Annotated in this window: 22 protein-coding genes; 13 read left to right on the top strand and 9 right to left on the bottom strand. The window is 63.0% G+C overall.

The genetic code is table 11. The features are described 5' to 3' along the window. Positions 1-52 precede the first annotated feature (52 nt). On the bottom strand, positions 53-1,303 hold the full coding sequence (gene urtA / locus ACJO2E_RS10910) for an urea ABC transporter substrate-binding protein (RefSeq protein WP_406964135.1): 1,251 nt from the start codon (positions 1,301-1,303) through the stop codon (positions 53-55). A 713-nt stretch (positions 1,304-2,016) separates the two neighbouring features. On the opposite strand from urtA, the gene ACJO2E_RS10905 reads away from it, so the two are divergent. The 6 genes from ACJO2E_RS10905 to ACJO2E_RS10880 are packed head-to-tail and all read left to right on the top strand — an operon-like array spanning position 2,017 to position 7,835. Continuing rightward, entirely contained in the window at positions 2,017-4,824 is a 2,808-nt protein-coding gene (locus ACJO2E_RS10905; protein WP_406963899.1) for a monovalent cation/H+ antiporter subunit A, read from the top strand. A 3-nt stretch (positions 4,825-4,827) separates the two neighbouring features. Next, positions 4,828-5,205 (top strand): Na+/H+ antiporter subunit C, encoded by a 378-nt coding sequence (locus tag ACJO2E_RS10900; protein ID WP_406963898.1) that lies wholly within the window; start codon positions 4,828-4,830, stop codon positions 5,203-5,205. Further along, positions 5,202-6,722, top strand: a complete 1,521-nt coding sequence (locus ACJO2E_RS10895) for a monovalent cation/H+ antiporter subunit D (protein ID WP_406963897.1) — start codon at positions 5,202-5,204, stop codon at positions 6,720-6,722. Before ACJO2E_RS10900 ends, ACJO2E_RS10895 begins: the two co-directional genes overlap by 4 nt. Next, positions 6,719-7,210 (top strand): Na+/H+ antiporter subunit E, encoded by a 492-nt coding sequence (locus tag ACJO2E_RS10890; protein WP_406963896.1) that lies wholly within the window; start codon positions 6,719-6,721, stop codon positions 7,208-7,210. Before ACJO2E_RS10895 ends, ACJO2E_RS10890 begins: the two co-directional genes overlap by 4 nt. Further along, positions 7,207-7,476, top strand: coding sequence for a K+/H+ antiporter subunit F (locus ACJO2E_RS10885; RefSeq protein WP_406963895.1), 270 nt, complete (start codon positions 7,207-7,209; stop codon positions 7,474-7,476). The genes ACJO2E_RS10890 and ACJO2E_RS10885 overlap by 4 nt, the downstream gene beginning before the upstream one ends. Positions 7,477-7,502: 26 nt before the next feature. After that, entirely contained in the window at positions 7,503-7,835 is a 333-nt protein-coding gene (locus ACJO2E_RS10880; protein WP_406964134.1) for a Na+/H+ antiporter subunit G, read from the top strand. Between the two features lie 178 nt (positions 7,836-8,013). Here the strand turns inward: ACJO2E_RS10880 and ACJO2E_RS10875 are convergent, their stop codons facing one another. The 6 genes from ACJO2E_RS10875 to ACJO2E_RS10850 all read right to left on the bottom strand — a co-directional run bounded on the left by ACJO2E_RS10875 (position 8,014) and on the right by ACJO2E_RS10850 (position 13,099). Continuing rightward, positions 8,014-9,270 carry a D-amino acid dehydrogenase gene (locus ACJO2E_RS10875; RefSeq protein ID WP_406963894.1) on the bottom strand — a complete coding sequence of 419 codons (1,257 nt, stop codon included), beginning with the start codon at positions 9,268-9,270 and terminating at the stop codon, positions 8,014-8,016. Between the two features lie 91 nt (positions 9,271-9,361). Beyond that, on the bottom strand, positions 9,362-9,718 hold the full coding sequence (locus ACJO2E_RS10870; RefSeq protein ID WP_406963893.1) for a translation initiation factor Sui1: 357 nt from the start codon (positions 9,716-9,718) through the stop codon (positions 9,362-9,364). Positions 9,719-9,785: 67 nt separating this feature from the next. Continuing rightward, positions 9,786-10,325: a DUF4136 domain-containing protein gene (locus tag ACJO2E_RS10865; protein ID WP_406963892.1), complete on the bottom strand. Its 540-nt coding sequence runs from the start codon at positions 10,323-10,325 to the stop codon at positions 9,786-9,788. Positions 10,326-10,391: 66 nt separating this feature from the next. After that, entirely contained in the window at positions 10,392-11,006 is a 615-nt protein-coding gene (locus ACJO2E_RS10860; protein WP_406963891.1) for an IMPACT family protein, read from the bottom strand. Then, entirely contained in the window at positions 11,003-12,376 is a 1,374-nt protein-coding gene (locus ACJO2E_RS10855) for a sensor histidine kinase (RefSeq protein ID WP_406963890.1), read from the bottom strand. The genes ACJO2E_RS10860 and ACJO2E_RS10855 overlap by 4 nt, the downstream gene beginning before the upstream one ends. A 15-nt stretch (positions 12,377-12,391) precedes the next feature. Next, on the bottom strand, positions 12,392-13,099 hold the full coding sequence (locus ACJO2E_RS10850) for a response regulator transcription factor (protein ID WP_406963889.1): 708 nt from the start codon (positions 13,097-13,099) through the stop codon (positions 12,392-12,394). A gap of 186 nt (positions 13,100-13,285) precedes the next feature. Here ACJO2E_RS10850 and ACJO2E_RS10845 point away from each other — a divergent pair, with 186 nt between their 5' ends. After that, positions 13,286-13,624: a hypothetical protein gene (locus tag ACJO2E_RS10845; RefSeq protein ID WP_406963888.1), complete on the top strand. Its 339-nt coding sequence runs from the start codon at positions 13,286-13,288 to the stop codon at positions 13,622-13,624. A gap of 82 nt (positions 13,625-13,706) precedes the next feature. Beyond that, complete coding sequence (locus ACJO2E_RS10840; protein ID WP_406963887.1) at positions 13,707-14,900, top strand: GNAT family N-acetyltransferase; 1,194 nt, start codon at positions 13,707-13,709, stop codon at positions 14,898-14,900. Here ACJO2E_RS10840 and ACJO2E_RS10835 read toward each other — a convergent pair. Together ACJO2E_RS10835 and ACJO2E_RS10830 are read right to left on the bottom strand one after the other, a co-directional pair. After that, positions 14,888-16,279: a nicotinate phosphoribosyltransferase gene (locus ACJO2E_RS10835; RefSeq protein WP_406963886.1), complete on the bottom strand. Its 1,392-nt coding sequence runs from the start codon at positions 16,277-16,279 to the stop codon at positions 14,888-14,890. The genes ACJO2E_RS10840 and ACJO2E_RS10835 overlap by 13 nt on opposite strands. A gap of 79 nt (positions 16,280-16,358) precedes the next feature. Beyond that, positions 16,359-16,913: an isochorismatase family protein gene (locus ACJO2E_RS10830; protein WP_406963885.1), complete on the bottom strand. Its 555-nt coding sequence runs from the start codon at positions 16,911-16,913 to the stop codon at positions 16,359-16,361. A gap of 849 nt (positions 16,914-17,762) precedes the next feature. Between ACJO2E_RS10830 and ACJO2E_RS10825 the strand changes: the two genes are divergently transcribed. The 5 genes from ACJO2E_RS10825 (at position 17,763) to ACJO2E_RS10805 (ending at position 22,012) form a co-directional block, all read left to right on the top strand. Continuing rightward, positions 17,763-18,059: a ComEA family DNA-binding protein gene (locus ACJO2E_RS10825; RefSeq protein ID WP_406963884.1), complete on the top strand. Its 297-nt coding sequence runs from the start codon at positions 17,763-17,765 to the stop codon at positions 18,057-18,059. A 161-nt stretch (positions 18,060-18,220) separates the two neighbouring features. After that, positions 18,221-19,000 carry a (Fe-S)-binding protein gene (locus ACJO2E_RS10820; protein WP_406963883.1) on the top strand — a complete coding sequence of 260 codons (780 nt, stop codon included), beginning with the start codon at positions 18,221-18,223 and terminating at the stop codon, positions 18,998-19,000. Then, complete coding sequence (locus ACJO2E_RS10815) at positions 18,997-20,427, top strand: LutB/LldF family L-lactate oxidation iron-sulfur protein (RefSeq protein WP_406963882.1); 1,431 nt, start codon at positions 18,997-18,999, stop codon at positions 20,425-20,427. The genes ACJO2E_RS10820 and ACJO2E_RS10815 overlap by 4 nt, the downstream gene beginning before the upstream one ends. Then, a complete protein-coding gene (locus ACJO2E_RS10810; RefSeq protein WP_406963881.1) occupies positions 20,424-21,074 on the top strand; it encodes a LutC/YkgG family protein in 651 nt (216 codons plus the stop codon). Before ACJO2E_RS10815 ends, ACJO2E_RS10810 begins: the two co-directional genes overlap by 4 nt. Further along, a complete protein-coding gene (locus ACJO2E_RS10805) occupies positions 21,071-22,012 on the top strand; it encodes a DMT family transporter (RefSeq protein ID WP_406963880.1) in 942 nt (313 codons plus the stop codon). The genes ACJO2E_RS10810 and ACJO2E_RS10805 overlap by 4 nt, the downstream gene beginning before the upstream one ends. Position 22,013: the final 1 nt, after the last annotated feature.

Genomic DNA, 22,013 nt, shown 5'->3' with positions numbered 1-22,013 from the left:
AAGGTCGGGAAAGGTGAACCGGGGCGGCAGGCCCGCCCCGGCCGGGTACCGATTACTCGGCAGCCATGGCCTGCTCGCCGGCAGACGCACCACACTTGCCTTCCTTCACGTTGTAGTTGCCGCAGCGCATGGGGGCGCGCCAGTCGGCAATCAGGTCACGGGAACCGGGCAGGAAGTCGGACCAGGCATCACCGGCGACGGTGGCCGGGGTTTCCCAGACGATGGAGAACTGGCCGTTGTCCTGGATCTCGCCGATCAGCACCGGCTTGGTGATGTGGTGGTTCGGCATCATGGTGGCGTAGCCGCCGGTCAGGTTGGGCACGGTGACACCGATGATGGCGTCCTTGACCGCGTCCACCTCGGTGGTTTCCGCTTTCTCAACCGCCTTCACCCACATGTTGAAACCGATGTAGTGGGCTTCCATGGGATCGTTGGTGACCGCTTCCTCGTCGCCGGTGTATTCGATCCACTGGTCGATGAAGTCGTAGTTGGCGTCGGAATCCACGCTCATGAAGTAGTTCCAGGCGGCCAGGTGACCCACCAGCGGGCCGGTGTCGATACCGGAGAGTTCCTGCTCGCCGACAGAGAAGGCGACAACGGGAATGTCGGTGGCGGAGATGCCCTGGTTGCCCAGCTCGCGGTAGAAGGGCACGTTGGCATCACCGTTGATGGTGGACACCACGGCGGTCTTCTTGCCGGCGGAGCCGAAGGTCTTGATGTCGGAGACGATGTTCTGCCAGTCGGAGTGGCCGAACGGGGTGTAGTTGATCATGATGTCTTCAGCGGCGACACCACTGTCCTTGAGGTAGGTCTCGAGGATTTTGTTGGTGGTGCGCGGGTACACGTAGTCGGTGCCTGCCAGTACCCAGCGCTCAACGCCAAGCTCGTTCTTCAGGTAGTCCACCGCCGGAATCGCCTGCTGGTTGGGGGCGGCGCCGGTGTAGAAGACGTTTTCGGAAGATTCCTCACCTTCATACTGCACCGGGTAGAACAGCAGGCCGTTCAGTTCCTCGACCACCGGCAGGACGGATTTCCGGGAGACGGAGGTCCAGTTGCCGAAGATCACGTCCACCTCTTCCTGGGCCAGCAGCTCACGGGCCTTTTCCGCGAACAGCGGCCAGTTGGAGGCCGGGTCGACCACCACGGCTTCCAGTTCACGTCCCAGCAGGCCGCCGTTGGCGTTCTGCTCTTCGATCAGCATTTCCACGGTGTCCTTCAGGACTGTCTCGCTGATGGCCATGGTGCCGGACAGGGAGTGCAGGATGCCCACCTTGATAGTGTCTTCCTGGGCCTGGACGGCCATTGCGCCGGAACCCAGAGCCGCCGCCACTACAACGCTGGCCAGTTGTTTCTTGAATGTTGTCACGTGCATATCCTCGCTTTCTCAGATGTTTGTGCGCTTCTTTGGCGCGGGGCGACTATCATTCGTTCGCCTTGTGCACTGAGAATTGCAAGCGGTGTGCCATACTGAGGCCGGCATTTTTTATTGTTAAATTTCAGCGAATTACAAATGACAAACCGACCGTTGGAAAATCAAGGGTTTCAGATTTGGTGCATTGCGCCCGGAAGATCGCACCGTGATGAAGCACAAAACAGCAACAGGGCTCATACTTGGTGCGCCAGATTATCCAGCGCCCCAATTCGACGCAGGGCATGTCTCGGCCACCATCCGGTCCCTCTATGATGACGATAGATGCCCCGATAACTTGACCTGCGTCAGGTGCCACGTATGATCTGATCCGTGCCTTTATAAGGAGTCTCAATGATTCTTCAGCCCCGTTCTGCCCAATACCGGCCAATGCCAGGCATGAACCCGGCCCTGTCGCACGTGCCTGCTGTACACCTCAGCGGCCGCCTGCCCTATTTTCCCGACCCACCCACTGGTCGGCGGTAAGCCCGTTGGTGCCGTGGCACCATGCCTGCAATACTGACGCCGGGGCATCGTAGGGACATGAGGGAGCAGCGCGACTGCCGCGCCCCGACAATAAATCAGAAGAACGGAATAACGAGGTTGCGATGACACTGTCGCTGGTGGTGTTACTACCATTTCTCGGGGCCATTGCCGCGCCCCTGTTCGCCCAGGCCGGGCGAACGGCCATTGCCATAGCCTCCTCGGTGCCGGCACTGCTGGCACTGGCCACGCTGTTCCCCATGTGGAGCACACTGGCGGAGGGCGGCACCGTCGTTCAGACCCTGGAGTGGCTGCCACAGTTGGGGATCAACTTCAGCTTCCGGCTGGATGGCCTGTCGCTGATGTTTGCACTGCTGATCCTGGTGATCGGCCTGCTGATCATCCTCTATGCCCGCTACTACCTGAAGCCACAGGAGAACGTGGGCAAGTTCTACGCCATGCTGCTGTGCTTCAAGGGCTCCATGCTGGGTATCGTGCTGTCCAGCAACCTGCTGCTGATGATGGTGTTCTGGGAGCTGACCAGCCTGACGTCGTTCCTGCTGATCAGCTTCTGGAACCAGAAGCAGGACGCCCGCCGCGGCGCCCGCATGGCCCTGGCGATCACCGGCGGGGGCGGGCTGGCGCTGCTGGCCGGCATCCTGCTGATTGGCCGCATTGTCGGCTCCTTCGAACTGGACGACGTGCTGGCTGCCGGCGACCAGATCAAGGCCCATGCCCTCTACCCCTATGCCCTGACGCTGGTGCTGCTGGGGGCGTTCACCAAGTCCGCCCAGTTCCCGTTCCATTTCTGGCTGCCCCATGCCATGCAGGCACCCACGCCGGTGTCCGCCTACCTGCACTCCGCCACCATGGTGAAGGCCGGTATCTTCCTGATGGCGCGGCTGTACCCGGCCCTGGCGGGCACCGAGCAGTGGTTCTACATGGTGACCTTCACCGGTATGGTCACCCTGCTGATCGGCGCCTATGTGGCGCTGTTCAAGCATGACCTGAAGGGCCTGCTGGCCCACTCCACGGTCAGTCACCTGGGCCTGATCACCCTGCTGCTGGGCATGGGCACGGAACTGGCGGCGGTGGCCGCGCTGTTTCACATCATCAACCATGCCACCTTCAAGGCCTCCCTGTTTATGGCCGCCGGCATCATTGACCATGAAACCGGCTCCCGGGACATGCGGCAAATCAACGGCCTGTGGAAGTACATGCCCCACACCGCCACCCTGGCGATGGTGGCGGCGGCCTCCATGGCGGGGGTGCCGTTGCTGAACGGTTTCCTGTCCAAGGAGATGTTCTTCGCCGAGGCCCTGAGCCTGAACCTGCCCGGCATCTGGGCGTGGATTCCGCCCATTGTGGCTACCCTGGCGGGCATCTTCGCGGTGGCCTATTCGGCCCGTTTTATCCACGACGTGTTCTTTAATGGCGCACCCCGCAACCTGCCCATCTTCCCGCCCCACGAGCCGCCCCGGTACATGAAGATTCCGGTGGAGATCCTGGTGGTGGCCTGCGTGCTGGTGGGGCTGTTTCCGGCGTTCTCGGTAGGGCCGCTGCTCCACGCCGCCGCCTCGGCCACCCTGGGCGGCCAGGTGCCGGACTACGGCCTGGCGGTGTGGCACGGCTTCAACCTGCCGCTGATGATGAGCTTCGCGGCGTTCATCGGTGGTCTGATCATGTACCACTACCGTCAGACGTTCTTTGATTTCCACGATCGCTTCCGGGAGATCGACGAGAAGGCGGTGTTCGAGGCGGTGGTGTCCTGGCTGGTGGAACGGGCCCGCACCCTGACGGCGAAACTGGAGAACGGCTCGCTGCAGCGCTACGCCATGCTGCTGGTGGTCAGTGCGGTAGTGGTGGCCATCGTGCCGCTGTCGGGCATGGACCTGATCGGCAGCAATGGCCTGACCCCCATCGACGTGCCAACCGCCATTGGTGCCGCCATCCTGATCTTCTGCACCTTCGCCACGGTCTACATCCGCCGGGAGCGGCTAACATCGCTGATCATGCTGAGTGTGGTGGGGCTGTTCGTGTCCCTGACCTTTGCCCGCCTGTCCGCACCGGATCTGGCCATGACCCAGATCTCGGTGGAAGTGGTGACCATCGTGCTGCTGATGCTGGCGCTGTTCTACCTGCCACCCTGGACGCCGTCCGAGGGATCGAAGGGCCGGCACGCCCGCGACCTGGCCATCGCGGGCGTAGCGGGCCTGGGCATGACGGCGGTCACCCTGGCGATGCTCACCAGCCCGTTCAGTTCCATTTCCGACTACTTTCTCGAAAACAGCAAGCCCGGCGGTGGCGGCACCAATGTGGTGAACGTGATCCTGGTGGACTTCCGGGGCTTCGATACCCTGGGTGAGATCACCGTGCTGGCAATCGCCGCCCTGGGCATCTACGCCATGCTACGAGGTCGCGAGTTGCAGGCGCCGCCCACCGACGGCCTGGGTCACCCGTGGGCGCTGGATGCCCATCCCACCATGTTGCGGCAGATGTCGCGGCCACTGCTGCCGCTGGCGCTGATGGTGTCGGCGTACATCTTCCTGCGCGGGCATAACCTGCCGGGCGGTGGCTTTATCGCCGGCCTGATCACGGCCATTGCCCTGCTGATCCAGTACATTGCCAGCGGCGACAACTGGACCCAGGCGCGGGTGAATGTCCGTTACCACAATATCCTGGCGCTGGGCCTGTTCTTCGCCACCGTCGCCGGTGCCGCCAGCCTGGTGTTCGACTACCCGTTCCTGACCTCCACCTTCACCTATCTCAAGTGGCCGGTGGTGGGCAAGTTCGAGGTGGCCTCGGCGCTGGTGTTCGACCTCGGGGTCTACCTGACGGTGGTGGGCGCCACCCTGCTGGCCCTGGTCAGCCTCGGCAAACTGACCCCTGCGGGCCGGCCCATGACCCGAACCGAAGCACGGGAGGAGTCGTAACCCATGGAGATTACGTTTGCACTGATCATCGGGTCGCTGACCTTCGCCGGGGTGTACCTGGTGCTTCGCGCCCGCACCTTTCCGGTGGTGGTGGGGCTGACCCTGCTGTCCTACGGGGTGAACCTGTTCCTGTTCTCCACCGGACGCCTGATGACCGGCGGCCAGCCGATCATCGGCAGCACGGACACCTATTCGGACCCCCTGCCCCAGGCGCTGGTACTGACCGCGATTGTCATCGGCTTTGCCATGACCGCCTTCGTGGTGGTGCTGGCCCTGCGGTCCAAGGCGGACACCGGAGATGACCACGTGGACGGCACCCACCGTACCGACCTGCCCGACGAGGCCACCATTGACCAGCCCCGGGAGGAGACCGGCCAATGAACCACTGGCTTATCGCGCCCATCCTGATTCCTCTGATTGGCGGTTTCCTGCAGGTATTCGTGGGCTATGCCCCCCTGAGCCTGCGCCGTACCCTGGGGCTGGTGACCTCCGGCCTGTTGCTGGTCAGCGCCTTCTTCCTGCTGATGCTGGCCGACGACGGCAGTTACCGGGTCTACGCCTTTGGTAACTGGGCGCCGCCGTTCGGCATCGTGCTGGTGCTGGACCGGCTGTCGGCATTGATGGTGTTTGTCACCGCGCTGCTGGGGCTGTTCTGCCACCTGTATTCCCTGGGTCGCACGGATGTGGGCAGCCGACAGTTCCATGCCCTGTTCCTGTTCCAGTTGTTGGGGCTGAACATTGCCTTCCTCACCGGTGACCTGTTTAACCTGTTCGTGGCTTTTGAGGTGCTGCTGATTGCCTCCTATGGCCTGTTGCTTCACGGCGACGGCACCAAACGTACCGTGCCCGGTTTCCACTACGTGGTACTCAACCTGATCGGTTCGGCCATGTTCCTGATTGCCGTGGGCATGATCTACAGCGTGACCGGCACCCTCAACATGGCGGACCTGGCGGTGATCGTTCCCACCCTGGCGGCGGAGAACCTGCCCCTGGTGAAGGCCGGCGGCATGATCCTGCTGGTGGTGTTCGCCCTCAAGGCCGCGCTGCTGCCGCTGACCTTCTGGCTGCCCAGGGCCTATGCCAGCGCCACGGCGCCGGTGGCCGCCCTGTTTGCGGTGATGACCAAGGTGGGCGTGTACGCCATCATCCGCGTGTACACCCTGATTTTCGGCGAGGATGCGGGTGCCCTGGCCCACCTGGGTATGGACTGGGTGTTCCCCCTGGCCCTGCTGACCATGGTGCTGGGCGTTGTCGGCATGATCGGCTCCGGCGGGCTGCGGACCCTGGTCGCCTGGCAGGTGGTGGTGTCGGTGGGCACTATCCTGGCGGCCTTCTCGCTGCTTAACGAGGCCGGCCTGTCATCGGCCCTGTTCTATATGGTGCACACTACCTGGGTGGCCGCCGGCCTGTTCCTGGTGGTGGACATGATCGCCGCCCAGCGGGGTGCCGCCAGCGACCAGATCGTCACCGCCCCGCGCATGCCCAACCGGACCTTTATCAGCGTGATGTTCATGCTGGGTGCGGTGTCCGCGGCGGGGCTGCCACCGCTGAGCGGGTTCTTCGCCAAGCTACTGATCATGAACGCCGCCACGCCCGGTGTGGACATGGCGGCCCTGTGGTCGGTGATCCTGCTGGCCGGCTTCATGTCGCTGGTGGCCTACAGCCGGGCGGGCAGTATCGTTTTCTGGCGCAACGTGCAGGGGCACATCGACAATCCGGAGAAGCTGACCTTCCCCCACACCGTGGGCGCCGGCGCGCTGATTGCCCTGAGCATCGCCATCGTGGTGGTGGCCGGTCCACTCAGTGAGTACACCGATGCCACCGCCGAACAGCTGCGGGATACTTCCGCCTATACCAGTATTCTGGACGCGAAAATGGTCGGGGAGGATGAATCATGACGGCTGAACGTCTGGGCTTTCCGCAGCCCTGGCTGAGTGTTGCCCTGTTCGTGGTCTGGCAATTCCTGGCGGACGGGGTCTCCGGGGCGAGCGTGGTGATGGGTATTATCCTGGCCGTGATCATTCCCCAGATTACCCACCGCTTCTGGCCGGACAGCCCGAAAATACGCAAACCCTGGGTGCTGATCCGCTATCTGGTGGTGGTCATCTACGACATCATCGTGGCCAGCATTACCGTGGCGATCCTGATCCTGAATCCCCGCCGCCCACGACCGGCGTTCGTGTCCTATCCCCTGACGCTGGACCATCCGCTGGCCATTACCATGCTGGCGAGCACTATTTCGCTGACGCCAGGTACGGTGAGTGCGGATGTGAGCGACGACGGCGAGCTGCTGCTGATTCACGCCCTCGACGTTGATGACAACGAGGAGCTGATCCGTGCGATCCACCAGCGCTATGAGAAGCCCCTGATGGAGATGTTCCAATGATGACCATCGCGCTCCATATCACCCTGGCCATGGTGGCCATTGCGGCCCTGCTTAACCTGTACCGGCTGGTTCAGGGCCCCGACGCACCGGACCGGATCCTCGCGCTGGACACCCTGTACATCAACGGCATTGCGTTGATTATCCTGCTGGACCTGGTTGTGGGGTCGCGCCTCTATCTTGAGGCCGCCATGCTGATGGCCATCATGGGCTTTGTCGGCACGGTGGCCCTGGCAAAATACCTGAAACGCGGCAGCGTTATCGAATAAGGAGCGACACCGTGGAGACCATGAGCATGCATCCCGTTGCCGAGGTGATTATCAGCGTTCTGCTGCTGACCGGTGGCTTCTTTACGCTGGTCGGCGCGATAGGCCTTGTTCGATTGCCGGACCTGTACGCGCGCCTGCACGCGCCCACCAAGGCGACGACCCTGGGCGTCGGCAGTGTGGTGATTGCCTCGATGATCTATTTCTCGCTGCACACCGGAGAGATTGCGGTGACCGAGTTGCTGATCACTGCGTTCCTGTTTCTGACCGCCCCGGTCAGTGCCAACTTCATAGCCAAGGCGGCCATGCATCTGAGGGTGGAGCGGTCTGAGGAGACTCGGGGGCATCCCTGGGATCAGTGACCTTCGTTTATTAGGTAGGACTGCCGGCTTGGGTGCCTGGCTGGGGAACCAGGGGGAGCTTTTCTTCGCCGCAATTCACGGTCCATCCCTGGACCGACCTTGCTCCGCGACATCCTGTCGCTGCTACGAAAAACTCCCCCAGGTCCCCCATCCGTCAGACTGATTTTCTGGTCGCACATCAAAGCCCGGTAAAATCGAAATCCAATTCAGGAGTCCGGCCAGAAACCACGTCGGCCAAAGCCGCAGCAGACCCACAGGAATGGGTCCACCCAAGGGTCCCATGCCCGGTATTCAGATACAGGTTGGTCAGTGGGCTCTTGCCAATATAGGGCACGTTGGAAGGAGTAGCAGGCCGCAACCCGGTCCAGAACTCGCACTGATCCCAGTAGGCCCCCTCCGGCATGATCTCCGCAGCCCGGCGCACAATCGCCTGGCAGCGCACCAGACTCAGGTCCCGATCATAGCCGCCCAACTCGGCCGTACCCGCAATCCGTAAACGGTCACCAAGGCGGGAATAGACCAGCTTGTACTCATCGTCCGTCAGACTTACCTGGAACGCAGCTTCCTCGTTCTTCACCGGTGCGGTGATGGAGTACCCCTTGGCCGGATAGATATTCAGGAAGAAACCCAGCTTGCGGGCGAAATGGGCGCTGTAGCTGCCCATGCTCAGCACATAGCTGTCCATGCGCAGGGTGCGGTGACAGCCATCCGGACCAATGACACCGACGCCCAGTATCCGGTCGCGAGTGTTTTCGAAGCCCACCACCTCGGTGTCGTAGAGGAATTCCACCCCGGCCTCTTCCGCTTTCTTTGCCAGTTCCTGGGTGAACTTGCGGGCGTCGCCGGATTCATCCTCTTTCGTGTAGGTGGCACCGGCGATCCGGCTGGCAATGGGTTTGAGTGCGGGCTCCAGCTCCAGGGCCTGGTCGGCACCAATCACCTGCCGGTCACAGCCCAGGTCCTGCATGATGCGGGTGGGCTCCCGGGCGGCGTCGAATTCCTTATCGTTGGTATAGAAATGCAGGATGCCCTTTTCCAGGTGATCGTAGTCCAGGCCCACGTCCTTGCGCAGGGCCTGCAGTTGGGTCCGGCTGTAGGTGCCCAGGTTCACCATCTGGCGGATGTTCCAGGCCGCGCGTTTGGAGGTGCACTGGGTGAGGAATTTCAGGCCCCAGATCCACTGGGCCGGGTCCAGCTTGAGCTTGAACAGCAGCGGCGCGTCCGGCTGGCTCAGCCACTTGAGCACCTTTAGCGGGGCCGATGGGTTGGCCCAGGGTTCGGCATGGGACACGGAGATCTGGCCACCATTGGCGTAACTGGTCTCGATACCGGCTCTCGGCTGACGGTCCACCACCGTTACCTCATGACCTGCCTGCTTCAGATACCAGGCCGTGGTCACACCAACCACACCGGCGCCCATCACCAGTACGTGCATATCCAATCCCCTGTCTGTTCTGGAAGTGTGGGCACCGTAGCCTGTAGCGGCTGCTACAGGCTACGGTGCCCTGGAAGATGAGCCTGTTTCGCTATCCGCCGGACCGCTTCACGGTCCAGCCCTGGTCCTGCAGGATCGGGACCAGGATATCCCGCTGGTCGCCCTGGATCTCAACGACGTTGTCCTTGACGGTGCCACCGGTGCCGCACTTGGCCTTGAGCTTCTTGGCAAAGTCCTTGAGGTCCTTGCCCGCCAGTGGAATGCCGGTCACCAGCGTGACGCCCTTGCCCTTGCGGCCCTTGGTTTCGCGGCTGACTCGCACCACACCGTCACCAGCCGGTGCGGCCTGCTCCCCGCAGGTGCATTCATCCACCGGGTTGCGACATTCCGGACACATACGGCCCTGTTCGGTGGAAAATACCAGGCCGCCGGCTCCGCGTTTCTTCACAGTCTCTCCTGTCATCAATCAGCGATCCGCCCGGGGGCTGCACACCGGGCGGGACGTCGGGTTCAGGTCAGTTGCCCGGAGGATAACGGCTGAACATATCCGCGACCACCTCGTTGATCAACTTCTCGCGGGTTTCGGGGGACTGGTTCTGGTTGAGGTAGCGCTTGCTGGTACCACGCCAGACCACTTTGTTGGTATCGGTATCCACCAGATCAACAATGAGCTGGCCTTCCTTCACTTCCCGCACCGGGGGCGCTGTGGAGATCCCCCAGCCGAAGTTACCGCGCCCGAAACCAAGGCCGTAGGAGAACCCGGAGGTATCCAGGCGGTCGACATCGTCAATATGGTAGGTGACCAGCAGGTCGGCCGAGTCGGCATCCGTCCGGGTCATGCCTTCGACTGCCAGCGCCTTGCTGACTGCATCCTCCACCCGGGAGCCATCCAGCGAGGTGTAACGGTTGTCCGCGCTGGAACCAAATGCCCAGGTCTGGTAGCTGTCGTAGGCCGCACCGGCGTCGTAGTCCGTCACCACATTGGATGCGCAGCCGGTTATCAGGACGGCCATGGCCACAATCACCAATGCCGGGCTTGCCAGTACTCGTTTCATTGCAGACCTCCGGTTCATGAATTCTCCAAACCTTCCCTTATGGTAGCCGTCCCGGGCGGAAACGGATCATCCGGCCCTGTCCGGGTAATGGTAATCCAGTTGATTGGCCTCACAAAATGAGACCAGGGATTCCTTCGCGGGTTCAGGCAGATACACCGTCATGGTGACCCCGTCGCCATAGACGGCCTCCGCCGGATCCGCGTCGTGTTGCTCACACCAGTGCCGCAGGGGCTGCTCCAGGGCGAAGGGAAGCGACACCACCACTTCCTCCATGGGCCGGTTAACCTTTCGCTCCACAGCGGACAGTACCGATTCCGCCGCCCCCGCATAGGCCCGCACGAGGCCACCGGCCCCCAGCTTGATGCCGCCGAAATAGCGGATCACGATCACCGCCACATCGCCCATGTCCTTGTGCTGGATGACATTCAGGATCGGCTTGCCAGCCGTTCCGGAGGGCTCGCCGTCGTCGTTCATCGCCGCCTCCGCCGCCGAGCCGGGCTGGCCGATCTGGTAGGCCCAACAGACATGGCGGGCATCCGGATGGTCCTGCCAGGCCAGATGCACCAGCGCCTTGACCTGTTCACGGTCGTGGACCGGGGCGACCCTGGCGATAAAGCGGCTCTTGCGGATTTCCGTCTCTTTTTCCAGAACGCCCGCCGGTATCGGGTAACCGACGCTCACGGGCGCCTCCGGGTGGCCCCTTCACCCAGACCGGGGTCGTCGGCGCTGGTGAAGACCGGCAGCCGGATATGAACCTGCAGGCCGCCATCGGCCACATTACGGGCCTCGATCTGGCCGTCGTGGGAGGCGATGATGTCACGGGCAATGGCCAGGCCCAGCCCCCAGCCCTTGCCACTACGGGCCCGATCAGCCCGGTAGAAGGGTTCAAACAGCTGGGAGAGCATTTCTTCCGGCGCGCCGGGGCCCTGGTCGGTAATGGTGCATGATAGTGTGCCACCCTCGCGGGCCAGCCTGACGGTCACGGTTTTGCCCGGTGGCGTGTAGTCGAGGGCATTCTGGAGGATATTGTCCAGCCCCCGGCGCAACAGTTCGCCGTTGGCCAGCACCGTCACCTGCTGGCAGTCGGCACCCGCCTCGAAATGGCAGTCCACCCGCTGGTGTTCGGCGTAGTCGGCGGCGTCCCGGAGCACATCGTTGATGGCCCGCACCATGTTCACCGGTTCCCGCTCCAGACCATCGCCACCGCCGGACACCCGGTACAGGGTGAGGATCTGGCCGGTCATTTCTTCCAGGCGTTCGTTCTGGCGCCGGATGCTGGCCAGCAGTTCCGGTTCCATACCCCCGCTGTCCGCCGCCAGCTCGATGGCGACCCGCTGGCGAGCCAGCGGTGTGCGAAGATCGTGAGAGATATCCCGCATCAACTGTTGCTGTCGGTCCAGCAGGTCACAGAGGCGTTCCGTCATGGCGTTAAAGGCCCGGGCGGTGAGGCCGATCTCGTCCCGACGGCGGGCAATGCGTTGGTTGACCCGCAGGCTCAGGTCGCCACCGGCAATAGCCTGGGCAGTGCTTTCCATATGGCGCAACGGACGGGAGACCAGGCGTGCGATCCACCAGCAGGCAAAGGTCAGCAGGATAACCCCCAGGGACAGTTCCAGGGTCCGGGCCACGCCGGGGGAGATGCGCCCCTTGCGGTCCGACCTGGGCCAGGCCACCAGCCGCTGAGTCTCGTTGACCTCAATCACCGCCGGCTTGCGGTGGTACCAGGAACGCATGCGCTCCTGCACGGAATCCGGCAGCTCGTCGCGGGCCTGGTCCGTATCCACCAGCATCAGATGCAGGTCCAGTTCATGGCCTTTTTCACGGAGGTATCCCCAGAAGGCGCCCCGGTCAGTGCCCCGATCCAGTCTGGCCGCCTCGACCGCTATGTCACGCAGGCTTTCCAGGTCCTCGATGGCCTCCCGCTCACGCTCCAGGAGTTCTCGCGTCACCAGATTACTGAGCACGATGGCGGACGCCAGCGCCAGCCAGATCAGCAGGAAGATCCGCCAGAACAGCGGAAACATGAAGGGACGCTTGCCGTGGGTGTTCAAGGAAACTCCTGAAAGTCAGTTGGTCGCCGTCGGGTCGGGGTTGGTGACCCGATAGCTGTAGCCCAGACCGCGTACGGTTTCAATACGGGACGGGTCTTCCGGTCCCAGCTTGCGACGCAGGTTACTGATGTGCATGTCGAGGGTACGGTCGTAGGCGGCCAGGCGACGGCCCAGGGCCCACTGCATCAGATCGGTCTTGCGCACCACGCTGCCGGCGTGGGCCAACAGTACCTGCAGCACCTCGTACTCGGTGGCGGTCAGGTCCACGGCCTCACCCCGCAGCAGTACCCGCCGCTGCTCCGGCTCCACCCTCAGGTCGCCGAATACCCGGTCAGCATTCACGTCCGCCTGATGGTCCCAGGCTACCCGGCGCAACACGGCCTGGATACGGGCCACCAGTTCCCTGGGGTTGCAGGGCTTGGGAATATAATCGTCGGCGCCCACCTCGAAACCCACAATGCGGTCGGTCTCGTCACCCCGGGCGGTCAACAGCAGTACCGGCAGGTGATTGCGGGCCCGCAGTTCGCGCAGCACATCCAGCCCGGAAATGTCCGGCAGCATGATGTCCAGTACCACAATATCGGTCAGGCCTTCCGCCGCCAGCGTCAGGCCATCGCTGCCCGTTTCCGCTTCGCGTACCTCAAACCCCTGCCCCGTCAGGTAGCGGGCCAGCAGGGTGCGCAGCTCCTCGTCGTCTTCAACCAGTAGTACCCGGTTCTGCATCCGGTATTCCCCTTTTTGTTCCGGTACAAACCATACCACCCCACTCCCCACCGGCGCAGCCCCGCCGGGGCATTTACAGATTTTTTACCACCGTCTGACAGGAGCTTACACCCGGTTTCCTATCATGCTCATGCAACTTGCGTGATACACCCTCACGCCCAATGACGATGAAACAGGAGTGATTCCATGAAAACACTGAAAACCGGTCTGTTCACCTCCGCCCTGATCTCAGCCGCCCTGCTGGCCAGCCCCCTGGCCATGGCCGACCACCATGGTGACCGGGATGGCCACCACGGCAAGCGACACGGCGACTTCTGCGAGAAAATGGAGAGTGGCGACTGGCAGGAAAAGCGCGATGAAATGCGCGAAAAGGCCGACGAACGCCACGAGGACATGGCCGAGCGCCTGCAACTGACCGCCGAACAGCGGGAAATCTGGGACGAGATGCGTGACGAGCGCCGGGAGAAGTTCGAAGAGCGGGTCGAACACATGAAGGAACGTTGCGAAAACCGCGACGGGGAGTGATCAGCCCCCGAATTATATCGTAAAGTATCCCGGACATTCTCATTCTCACGGCCTCCCCGGAGGCCGTTTTTCCGGGAACCTCATGACCGAGCACACCACCGCCCCGTCCGGGCTCGATATTGTGACAGTGGACAGCATCACCGACATCGGTCGCGACCACTGGAACCGGTTCGCTGGCACCGACAACCCTCTGGTCAGCTACGACTTCCTGGAGGCACTGGAGGCCAGCGGCTCGGTATCCCGGGACACCGGCTGGCAGCCCTGCCACCTGACATTCCACCTGGACGGCCACTGGATTGGCGTGGCGCCCGCCTACCGCAAGTTCCACTCCATGGGAGAGTATGTGTTCGACTGGGCCTGGGCCGATGCCTGGCAGCGCCATGGCCAGCCCTACTATCCCAAGCTGGTGGTGGCGGTTCCCTTTACCCCCTGCCAGGGGCCCAGACTGCTGATCCCGGGGCCGGCCCGGGCAGACCTGGCACCGGAACAACTGCACCAGGCACTGGACCACCTGATGGCCCGGGAGGGCCTGCATTCCTGGCACCTGTTGTTCCCGGACAGCGACGACCAGGCCCTGCTGGCAAGCCCCGGCACCCTTCACCGGCAGGGCTGCCAGTTCCACTGGTTCAACCGGGGTTATCAGACCTTCGACGACTTCCTGGCGCAGCTCACCTCCCGCAAGCGCAAGTCCATTCGCAAGGAACGCCGGCAGGTGGCGGAACAGGGCATTACCTTCGAGCATTGGAGCGGCGATGCCCTGCCCGACGATGTGCTGGACGACTTTTTCCTGTTCTACAACGCCACCTACCTCAAGCGGGGCATGCAGCCGTACCTGAACCGGACATTCTTCCAGTTGCTGGCGCAGCGCCTGGGCAAGGGGCTGAGAATTATCACCGCGTCACGGGAAGGCCAGCGCATCGCGGCGGCTCTGTTCATTATGGGAGAAGACACCCTGTTCGGGCGCTATTGGGGCTGCCTGGACGACTACAACCACCTGCATTTCGAGACCTGTTACTACCAGGGTATCGAGCTGGCCATCAACGAAAGGCTGGCGCGCTTCGATGCCGGCGCCCAGGGGGAGCACAAGCTGGTGCGGGGCTTTGAGCCGGTGACCACCCACTCCTGGCACAACGTGGCGCAACCAGGTTTCCGGGATGCCGTGGCCCACTTCTGCCAGGAGGAAGCGGAGGACGTGGCCCGCTACCGCGAGGCAGCACTGGAGGCCCTGCCCTACCGGCAGGAGCCCCAGGAGTCTGCGGGACGCTATTCGTCCTGATCGCTGTAGTGCCATTCCTGCAGGTGGGCAATACGCTCCAGGGTGCGGACCTGCTGCTGTTTCAAGGACTCGCTGAAGCGGACCGGGTAGGCCTCCCGTGCTGGCACCAGGTGCTTCTGTTCCGGTGGCAGTGCCGCCACCGACTCACGGGCATGGGTCACCTGATCTTCCAGGCTGGCAATGGCGCCTTCCACCAGCCGGCCATCGGCCATCAGCGGCTGTAAAAGCGGCGTTCCATCCCCCTGTTCATGGGCTTCGGCAATCAGGTCCCCCTGCATGTGGCCGTTGGCGTCCAACTGCCGGAAGACCTGCTTGGGGCAGGGCCAGGAGCGCTTTCCGGTGGATTTCTTCATGCGGGGTTCGCCCCCGTAGGCGGTCAGCTTGTAGGCCAGTTCGATGGCCGGGGCGTCGTTGGCCACGCCGATGGCGGTGCCCACGCCGAAGCCATCAATGGGCGCGCCGGATGAGACCAGCGCCTCGATCTGGTATTCGTCCAACCCCCCGCTGGCCATGATGCGGATCCGGTCCAGACCCGCCTCGTCCAGCAGCCGGCGGCACGCCCGGGCCTCGTCCCCGAGGTTGCCGGAATCCAGCCGGATACCGCCGATGTCCACCTCCGGGTTTTCCCTCAGCCAGCGGATGATGTTCCGCACCGCTCCGTGGGTGTCGTAGGTATCCACCAGCAACGTGGTGCCGGGATAGAGTTCGGCATACAGGCGGAAGGCGGCCATCTCGTCCTCGCAGGCCTGCACGAAACTATGGGCCATGGTGCCCTTGACCGGCAGGCCGAAATCGAGCCCGGCCTGGATGTTACTGGTACCCGCCAGCCCCGCAATTCGGTAGGCCCGGACGCCGCGCCAGGCGGAATCCAGCCCGTGCATGCGCCGCATGCCGAAGTCCACCACCGGGCGCCCCTCCGCCGCCAGCACATGCCGCACCGCCTTGGAGGCCAGGGTGGATTCCAGGTGCACATAGTTCATCACCAGGCTTTCCAGGATCTGGGCCTCGATCACCGGGGCGCGGACTTCCAGCAGGGGTTCCTGGGGAAACACCGGGGTGCCCTCGGGCACTGCCTGCACGCTGCCGGTGAACCGCCAATGGCGGAGCCAGTCCAGGAAGCGGTCATCGAAGCGTTCCAGTTGTCGCAACCGGTGGATATGGTCATCAGTAAACCGCAGCGACTGGATAACCCGTGCCACCTGCTGCTGACCGCAGGCCAGGATGAAGTTACGGTGCTCCGGCAGCTTGCGGAAGAACAGGCTGAAGACGGCCTCGCCGTCCATGCCGGAACGCCAGTAGGCCTGGGCCATGGCCAGTTCATACAGGTCGACAAACAGGGGCAGGTCCTGCTCCCTGGGCATCAGTGGCTGCTCAGCCATTCAGTCACTCCTTTACAGGGGGTGGACACCGGCGCCCGCTCCCCGGAAGCCGGGCGCCTGGCGAACGGGGAGTCCGGTACTACTCCCGGATCAGGCGAACGCCGTCGTCTTCCAGAGTCTGCAGTACCGTGGGGCCTTCGGCCTTGTCCACGGCACGGGTGCCGTCCACCAGCAGGTCCACGTCGAACCCCAGCTTGCGGGCGTCACGCACGCTCGCCTGCACGCAGACATCCAGGGCCAGGCCCGCCACCACAAGCTTCTGGATGCCATGGCGGCGGAAGTAGTGCTCCAGTTCGGTGCCGTCGAAGGCGGAGTAGGCATCGGTTTCAAAGGAGGTGCCCTTGCTCACCCGGATGGTCTCGGGCGGCAACTGCATATGGGGATGGAAGTCGGCGCCATGGGTATCCTGGACACAGTGTTCCGGCCAAGGCCCACCACGGGACTCAAAGCTGCAGTGCTCCCGCGGGTGCCAGTCACGGCTGGCGACTATCGGCCAGCCACGACCATGGGCCAGCGCGATCCACTGGTTAACGGTATCGAAGATGGCGTTACTGTCCGGCACCGCCAGGCTTCCACCCTCGCAGAAGTCGTTCTGGATATCCACCAGTAACAGCGCAGTATCGTGCTCACTCATGGCAACCTCCTTTTCCATATCAAACCGTATGGCAAGGATGTATTACCTAGAATGAGGGTGAATCATCCAATGCTCAACCCCCTGCAGGTTTCCTGGATCCCTGGGCCGGACAAACGTCCCTGGAACCGTTTTTTGCAGGGTGCAATCCGTTTTCCGGATATTTCCGGTTACCAACGTGAATTCTCTACTATATTGTTTTAAATGGATATTTTATGGAAATGACGTTGCTTTTACGCTCCCTTACAGCCGGCCCGGCCCGATGCTTACAGATCTGTAAGCTTTTTCCTACACGCCACGGCGGGGATGTCTTATTTGACGAAACCGGTCGATGCGTAGAATAGATCCTGTACACGGAAGTCACCAAGGGAATGCAAGGGACTGACCGACGTAGGGAAAGCGTAGTCAAGGAGTGAGGGCTACTGCAGGGAGTGTAGCAGCGGATTGAGCAGGGAACCGCTTACCGCCGGCCAGGATGGCCAGCGTAGCATGGATGCTCAAGGGATTGCCGACAGGGACTGTCGCCCAAGGATTTGGGCAATGCCGAAGGAACCGGCATCGGGTCTGGTCGCGGACAGGGGGCACAGGGAGCGTGGCCCCAGCCGTGGACCGGCTTTTTCCTTCCCCATATCCGCCATGGCAGCCGCAAAACAGGGCGCCGCAGGTAGTTGCACGTTTTTCCCGTCAGGCCATAACCCCGCCATCCGAGGCGGACGGCCCAGATTCGTAGTACATGGTTGGCAATCTTTATAAGTGGTGGTTTGTCGTGGTTCCGTGATGATGCAGCCCGGGAGCGCTCTCCGTCGGTCAGTCCGGCGTTCGAAACCATAACCAATCGACACAATGCGAACCATGAAACAGACACAACGACTTTTTGCATCACTGGTACTGATTTTCAGCCTTTTCGCCATGCAGGCACCGGCCTGGGCCGAGGAGCCTGCCGAAACCCAGGCCCCCGTGGTGAACATCAACACCGCCACGGCCACCGAGCTGACCACGCTGGATGGCATCGGCGAAACCAAGGCACTGGCCATTGTCGCCGACCGCGACACCAATGGCCCCTTCGAATCCGGGGACGATCTCACCCGAGTGCGTGGCATTGGTGATGTCACGGTGGAGAAAAACGCCACCCGCATCACCACACGCTGATCCTTTTGCCCCGCCTTCCGGCGGGGCTTTTTTCATCCCTCTGAAATACCAATCATCTGGCCCACCCCGGCGAATCACACGCCTTCGCCCAAAGTCGCCTGGACAGAGCCATGGGGTACCCCTATCGTTGTCATCAACGATTCACCGTCAGATGTTCCGCCATGGCCGACACCCTCAAGTTGTATCCAAGCAAGCCCGACAAGGTCTATTTCTACGGTACCTGCCTGGTGGACCTGTTCTATCCGGAAGCCGGCATGGCCGGTATCCGCCTGCTGGAGCGGGAGGGCATCGAGGTGATCTTTCCCCAGGACCAGACCTGCTGCGGCCAGCCCGCCTGGACCTCCGGCTACCATGACGAAGCCCGTGCCGTGGCCCGGCGGCAACTGGAGCTGTTCCCGGAGGACTACCCCATCGTGGTGCCCTCGGGCTCCTGCGGCGGCATGATGCGGCAGCACTACCCGCAACTGTTCCGGGATACCCCGGAACTTGAGACCGCCAAAGAGGTAGCCGGTCGGGTCTGGGAGCTGACGGATTTCCTGCTGAATGTCTGCCATATCCAGCTGCAGGACCTGGGCGAGCCGGTGACCGTGGCCATGCATACATCCTGCTCCGCCCGCCGGGAGCTAGGCCTTGGAGGCACCGGTCCGGCCCTGCTGTCACAACTGGAAAAGGTCACGGTGGTGGAACAGGCCCGGGCCGAGGAGTGCTGCGGCTTTGGTGGCACCTTCGCAGTGCGGCACCCGGAAATCTCCGGGGCGATGGTGTCCGAGAAGGTGGCCACCATCACCGACACCGGAGCCCGTGAGTTCGTCACCACCGACTGCGGCTGCCTGATGAATATCGACGGTTACGCGGAAAAACAGGGTGCGCCCCTGAAAGGGCAGCATATCCTCAGTTTCCTGTGGCAACGCACGTCCGGCGAGGACGGGGGGCCGGCATGAGTGAGCAGCCCCCCCACAACCCGGATGTGCAGGAATTCCACCCCCGCGCCCGGGCCGCCATCAATAACCCCCAGATCCGCCAGAACTTCCGTCGCGCCATGGACGGACTGATGGGCAAGCGCAAAACCGCCTTTGAGGGCTGGGACCTGGAAGCGCTGAGAACGCTGGGGGCCGATGTACGCCGGAATGCCCTCGCCAACCTGCCGGATCTGCTGGAACAGCTTGAGGAAAATCTCACCGCCAATGGCGTTCGCGTGCACTGGGCGCTGGATGGCGAGGAGGCCTGCCGGATTGTCACCGACATCTGCCGGGCCCGGGATGCCCGCAGCGCGATCAAGGGCAAGTCCATGGTGAGCGAGGAAATGCACCTCAACCACCACCTGGAGCAGCATGGCATCGAAGCCCTGGAATCCGACCTGGGGGAGTACATCGTCCAGTTGGCCGGGGAAACGCCCTCCCACATCATCATGCCCGCCATCCACAAGAACACCGGCGAGATTTCCGAGCTGATGCACGAGCGCACCGGCACCGAACGCTCCACGGATGTGGAGTACCTCACCGCCAGTGCCCGCCAGCAACTACGGGAGAAGTTCATGCGGGCGGACGTGGGCATTTCCGGCGTCAACTTCGCGGTGGCGGAAACCGGTACCCTGTGCCTGGTGGAGAACGAGGGCAATGGCCGCATGACCACTACAGTGCCCCCCTGCCATATCGCCGTCACCGGTATCGAGAAGGTAGTGCCGTCGCTGGAGGACATGTCCGCCCTGCTGGCCCTGCTGACCCGCTCGGCGACCGGCCAGCACATCACCACCTACATCAACATGATTTCCGGCCCGCGCCGGGGTGAGGAACTGGACGGCCCGGAAGAGGTCCACCTGGTTCTGGTGGACAATGGCCGCTCCGGCATCTACCAGGATGACGAACTGGTGGATACCCTGCGGTGCATCCGCTGCGGCGCCTGCATGAACCATTGCCCGGTGTACACGCGGGTGGGCGGCCACACCTACGGCACTACTTACCCGGGCCCCATCGGCAAGATCCTGATGCCCCACCTGGTGGGCCTGGACGAAGGTCGACACCTACCCAGCGCCTCCAGCCTGTGTGGCGCCTGTGGCGAGGTATGCCCGGTGAAGATCCCGATACCGGACTTGCTGGTACGGCTACGCCAGGAATCTGTGGATGGCGACCGGTTGCACCCGGCAGTGGTCGACGGCCATGGCGCCAAACGGAACACCGCCGAGGCCCTGGCCTGGAAGACCTGGCAGTTCGTCCACGCTCACCCCCTGGCCTACCGCGTCGGGGCCGCTGTGGGCAGCCAGCTCAGGGCCCTGCAACCCTCCCGCCTCGGCGCCTGGACCCGCTACCGCACGGCCCCGAAACTGGCCGCCCGCACCCTGCACCAGCAATTGAAGGACCGACAGTCATGAGCGCCCGGGACACCATCCTCCAGCGTCTGCGCAACCGGTCCGGTGATACGTTGCCAACAGCAGAGCGGGATTTTTCTGCCATGGAGCGGCCAGACTGGGGCACTGACGAGAAACTGACCCGGTTCCGTCAGGCCATGGAACCGGTACATGGGGAAATCCACGACTGTCGAAAAGGCAACTGGGTGGCAACCTTGTCCACTTTGCTGGCCGAACGTCGGGTTTCCCTGATGCTGGTCGGCAATGGCGCAGAGCCACTGGCCACCCTGAAGGCGTCGCGGCAGGACCTGCCGGAACTGCTGATCTACGACGAACCGGTGGGAAGCTGGCAGGAGCACCTGTTCAACCAGGTGGGCGCAGGCCTGACCACCACCCGTGGTGGCATTGCGGAGACCGGATCACTGATCCTCTGGCCTTCGGCGGAGGAGCCCCGGCTTACCAGCCTGGTGCCCCCGATACACGTTGCCCTGCTGCGAGCTTCCGGCCTATACGGCACCCTGCGGGATGCCATGGCGGCACAGGACTGGTCCGGCGGCATGCCCACCAACGCCCTGCTGGTGTCCGGACCGTCCAAGACCGCCGACATTGAGCAGACACTCGCCTACGGGGTCCACGGTCCCCGGGAACTGATCGTACTGGTAGTAGAATGATACGAGGAGCCCTGCTCATTGCCTTTACCTCACTGCTGTGGGGTACCACCAGCATTGTTGCCAAATTCCTGTTTGCCGACACGGACCTGCAGCCCCTGACCCTGGGGCTGCTGCGGCTGGTGGTGGCCCTGCCCTTCTTCTGGCTGCTGATGAAGGGGGAGCTGGACCGGGAAGCCGCCGCTACCAACGGTCGCAAACGTCTGTGGCCATCCCTGACCACCAAGGGCCTGCTGGTACTGGCCAGCCTGGGCCTGTTCCAGGCCTTCTACCAGGGCAGCTACCTGATGGCGGTGGACATGATAGGCGCCGGCATCGCCACGCTGATTGCCCTGTGCCTGCCGCCGGTGATGGTGGCCATCCTGGCGGCACCCTTGCTGGGGGAGAAACCCCGGCTGGTGACGGTGATCGCCCTGGTGGCCGCCATTGCCGGCACCGGCATGCTGGTGGCCAGTGATATCGACACCGCCGGCAGCTTCCGGCTGGCGGGCATCCTGATGGCCCTGCTGGCCGCCACCGTCTATACCGGCTTTAACATGACCAGCCGCTATAATTCGGCGGGTACGCCGGTGTTCACCACCGCCTTTGTCTGCTTCCTGGTGGCCGCACTCCTGCTGTTGCCACCGGTGTGGCTGAGTGGCGGATTTGCCGACCTGGCCAGCCTGGGGCTGAAAGAATGGCTGATGGTCATCTATATTGGTGTGGTACCCACGTGCCTGGGATATGTCTGTTTCTTTACCGGGATGAAGACCACGCCGGCCACCCTGGCGAGCATTATCGTCACCCTGGAGCCACTATTCGTGGCCCTGCTGGCGTGGCTGATCCTGGGTGAGATCCTGGGCGTTATCGGCATTGCCGGTGCCGTTATCCTGACCCTGGCGGTGATCGTTGCCTCCGCCAGCAGTCGTACCGCATCAACGGGAAAGGAGGACACCAACTGAC

The organism is Marinobacter shunpengi (genome assembly GCF_045449695.1).
Taxonomy (GTDB): domain Bacteria; phylum Pseudomonadota; class Gammaproteobacteria; order Pseudomonadales; family Oleiphilaceae; genus Marinobacter.
This window is presented reverse-complemented; position numbering and strand designations above follow the sequence as displayed.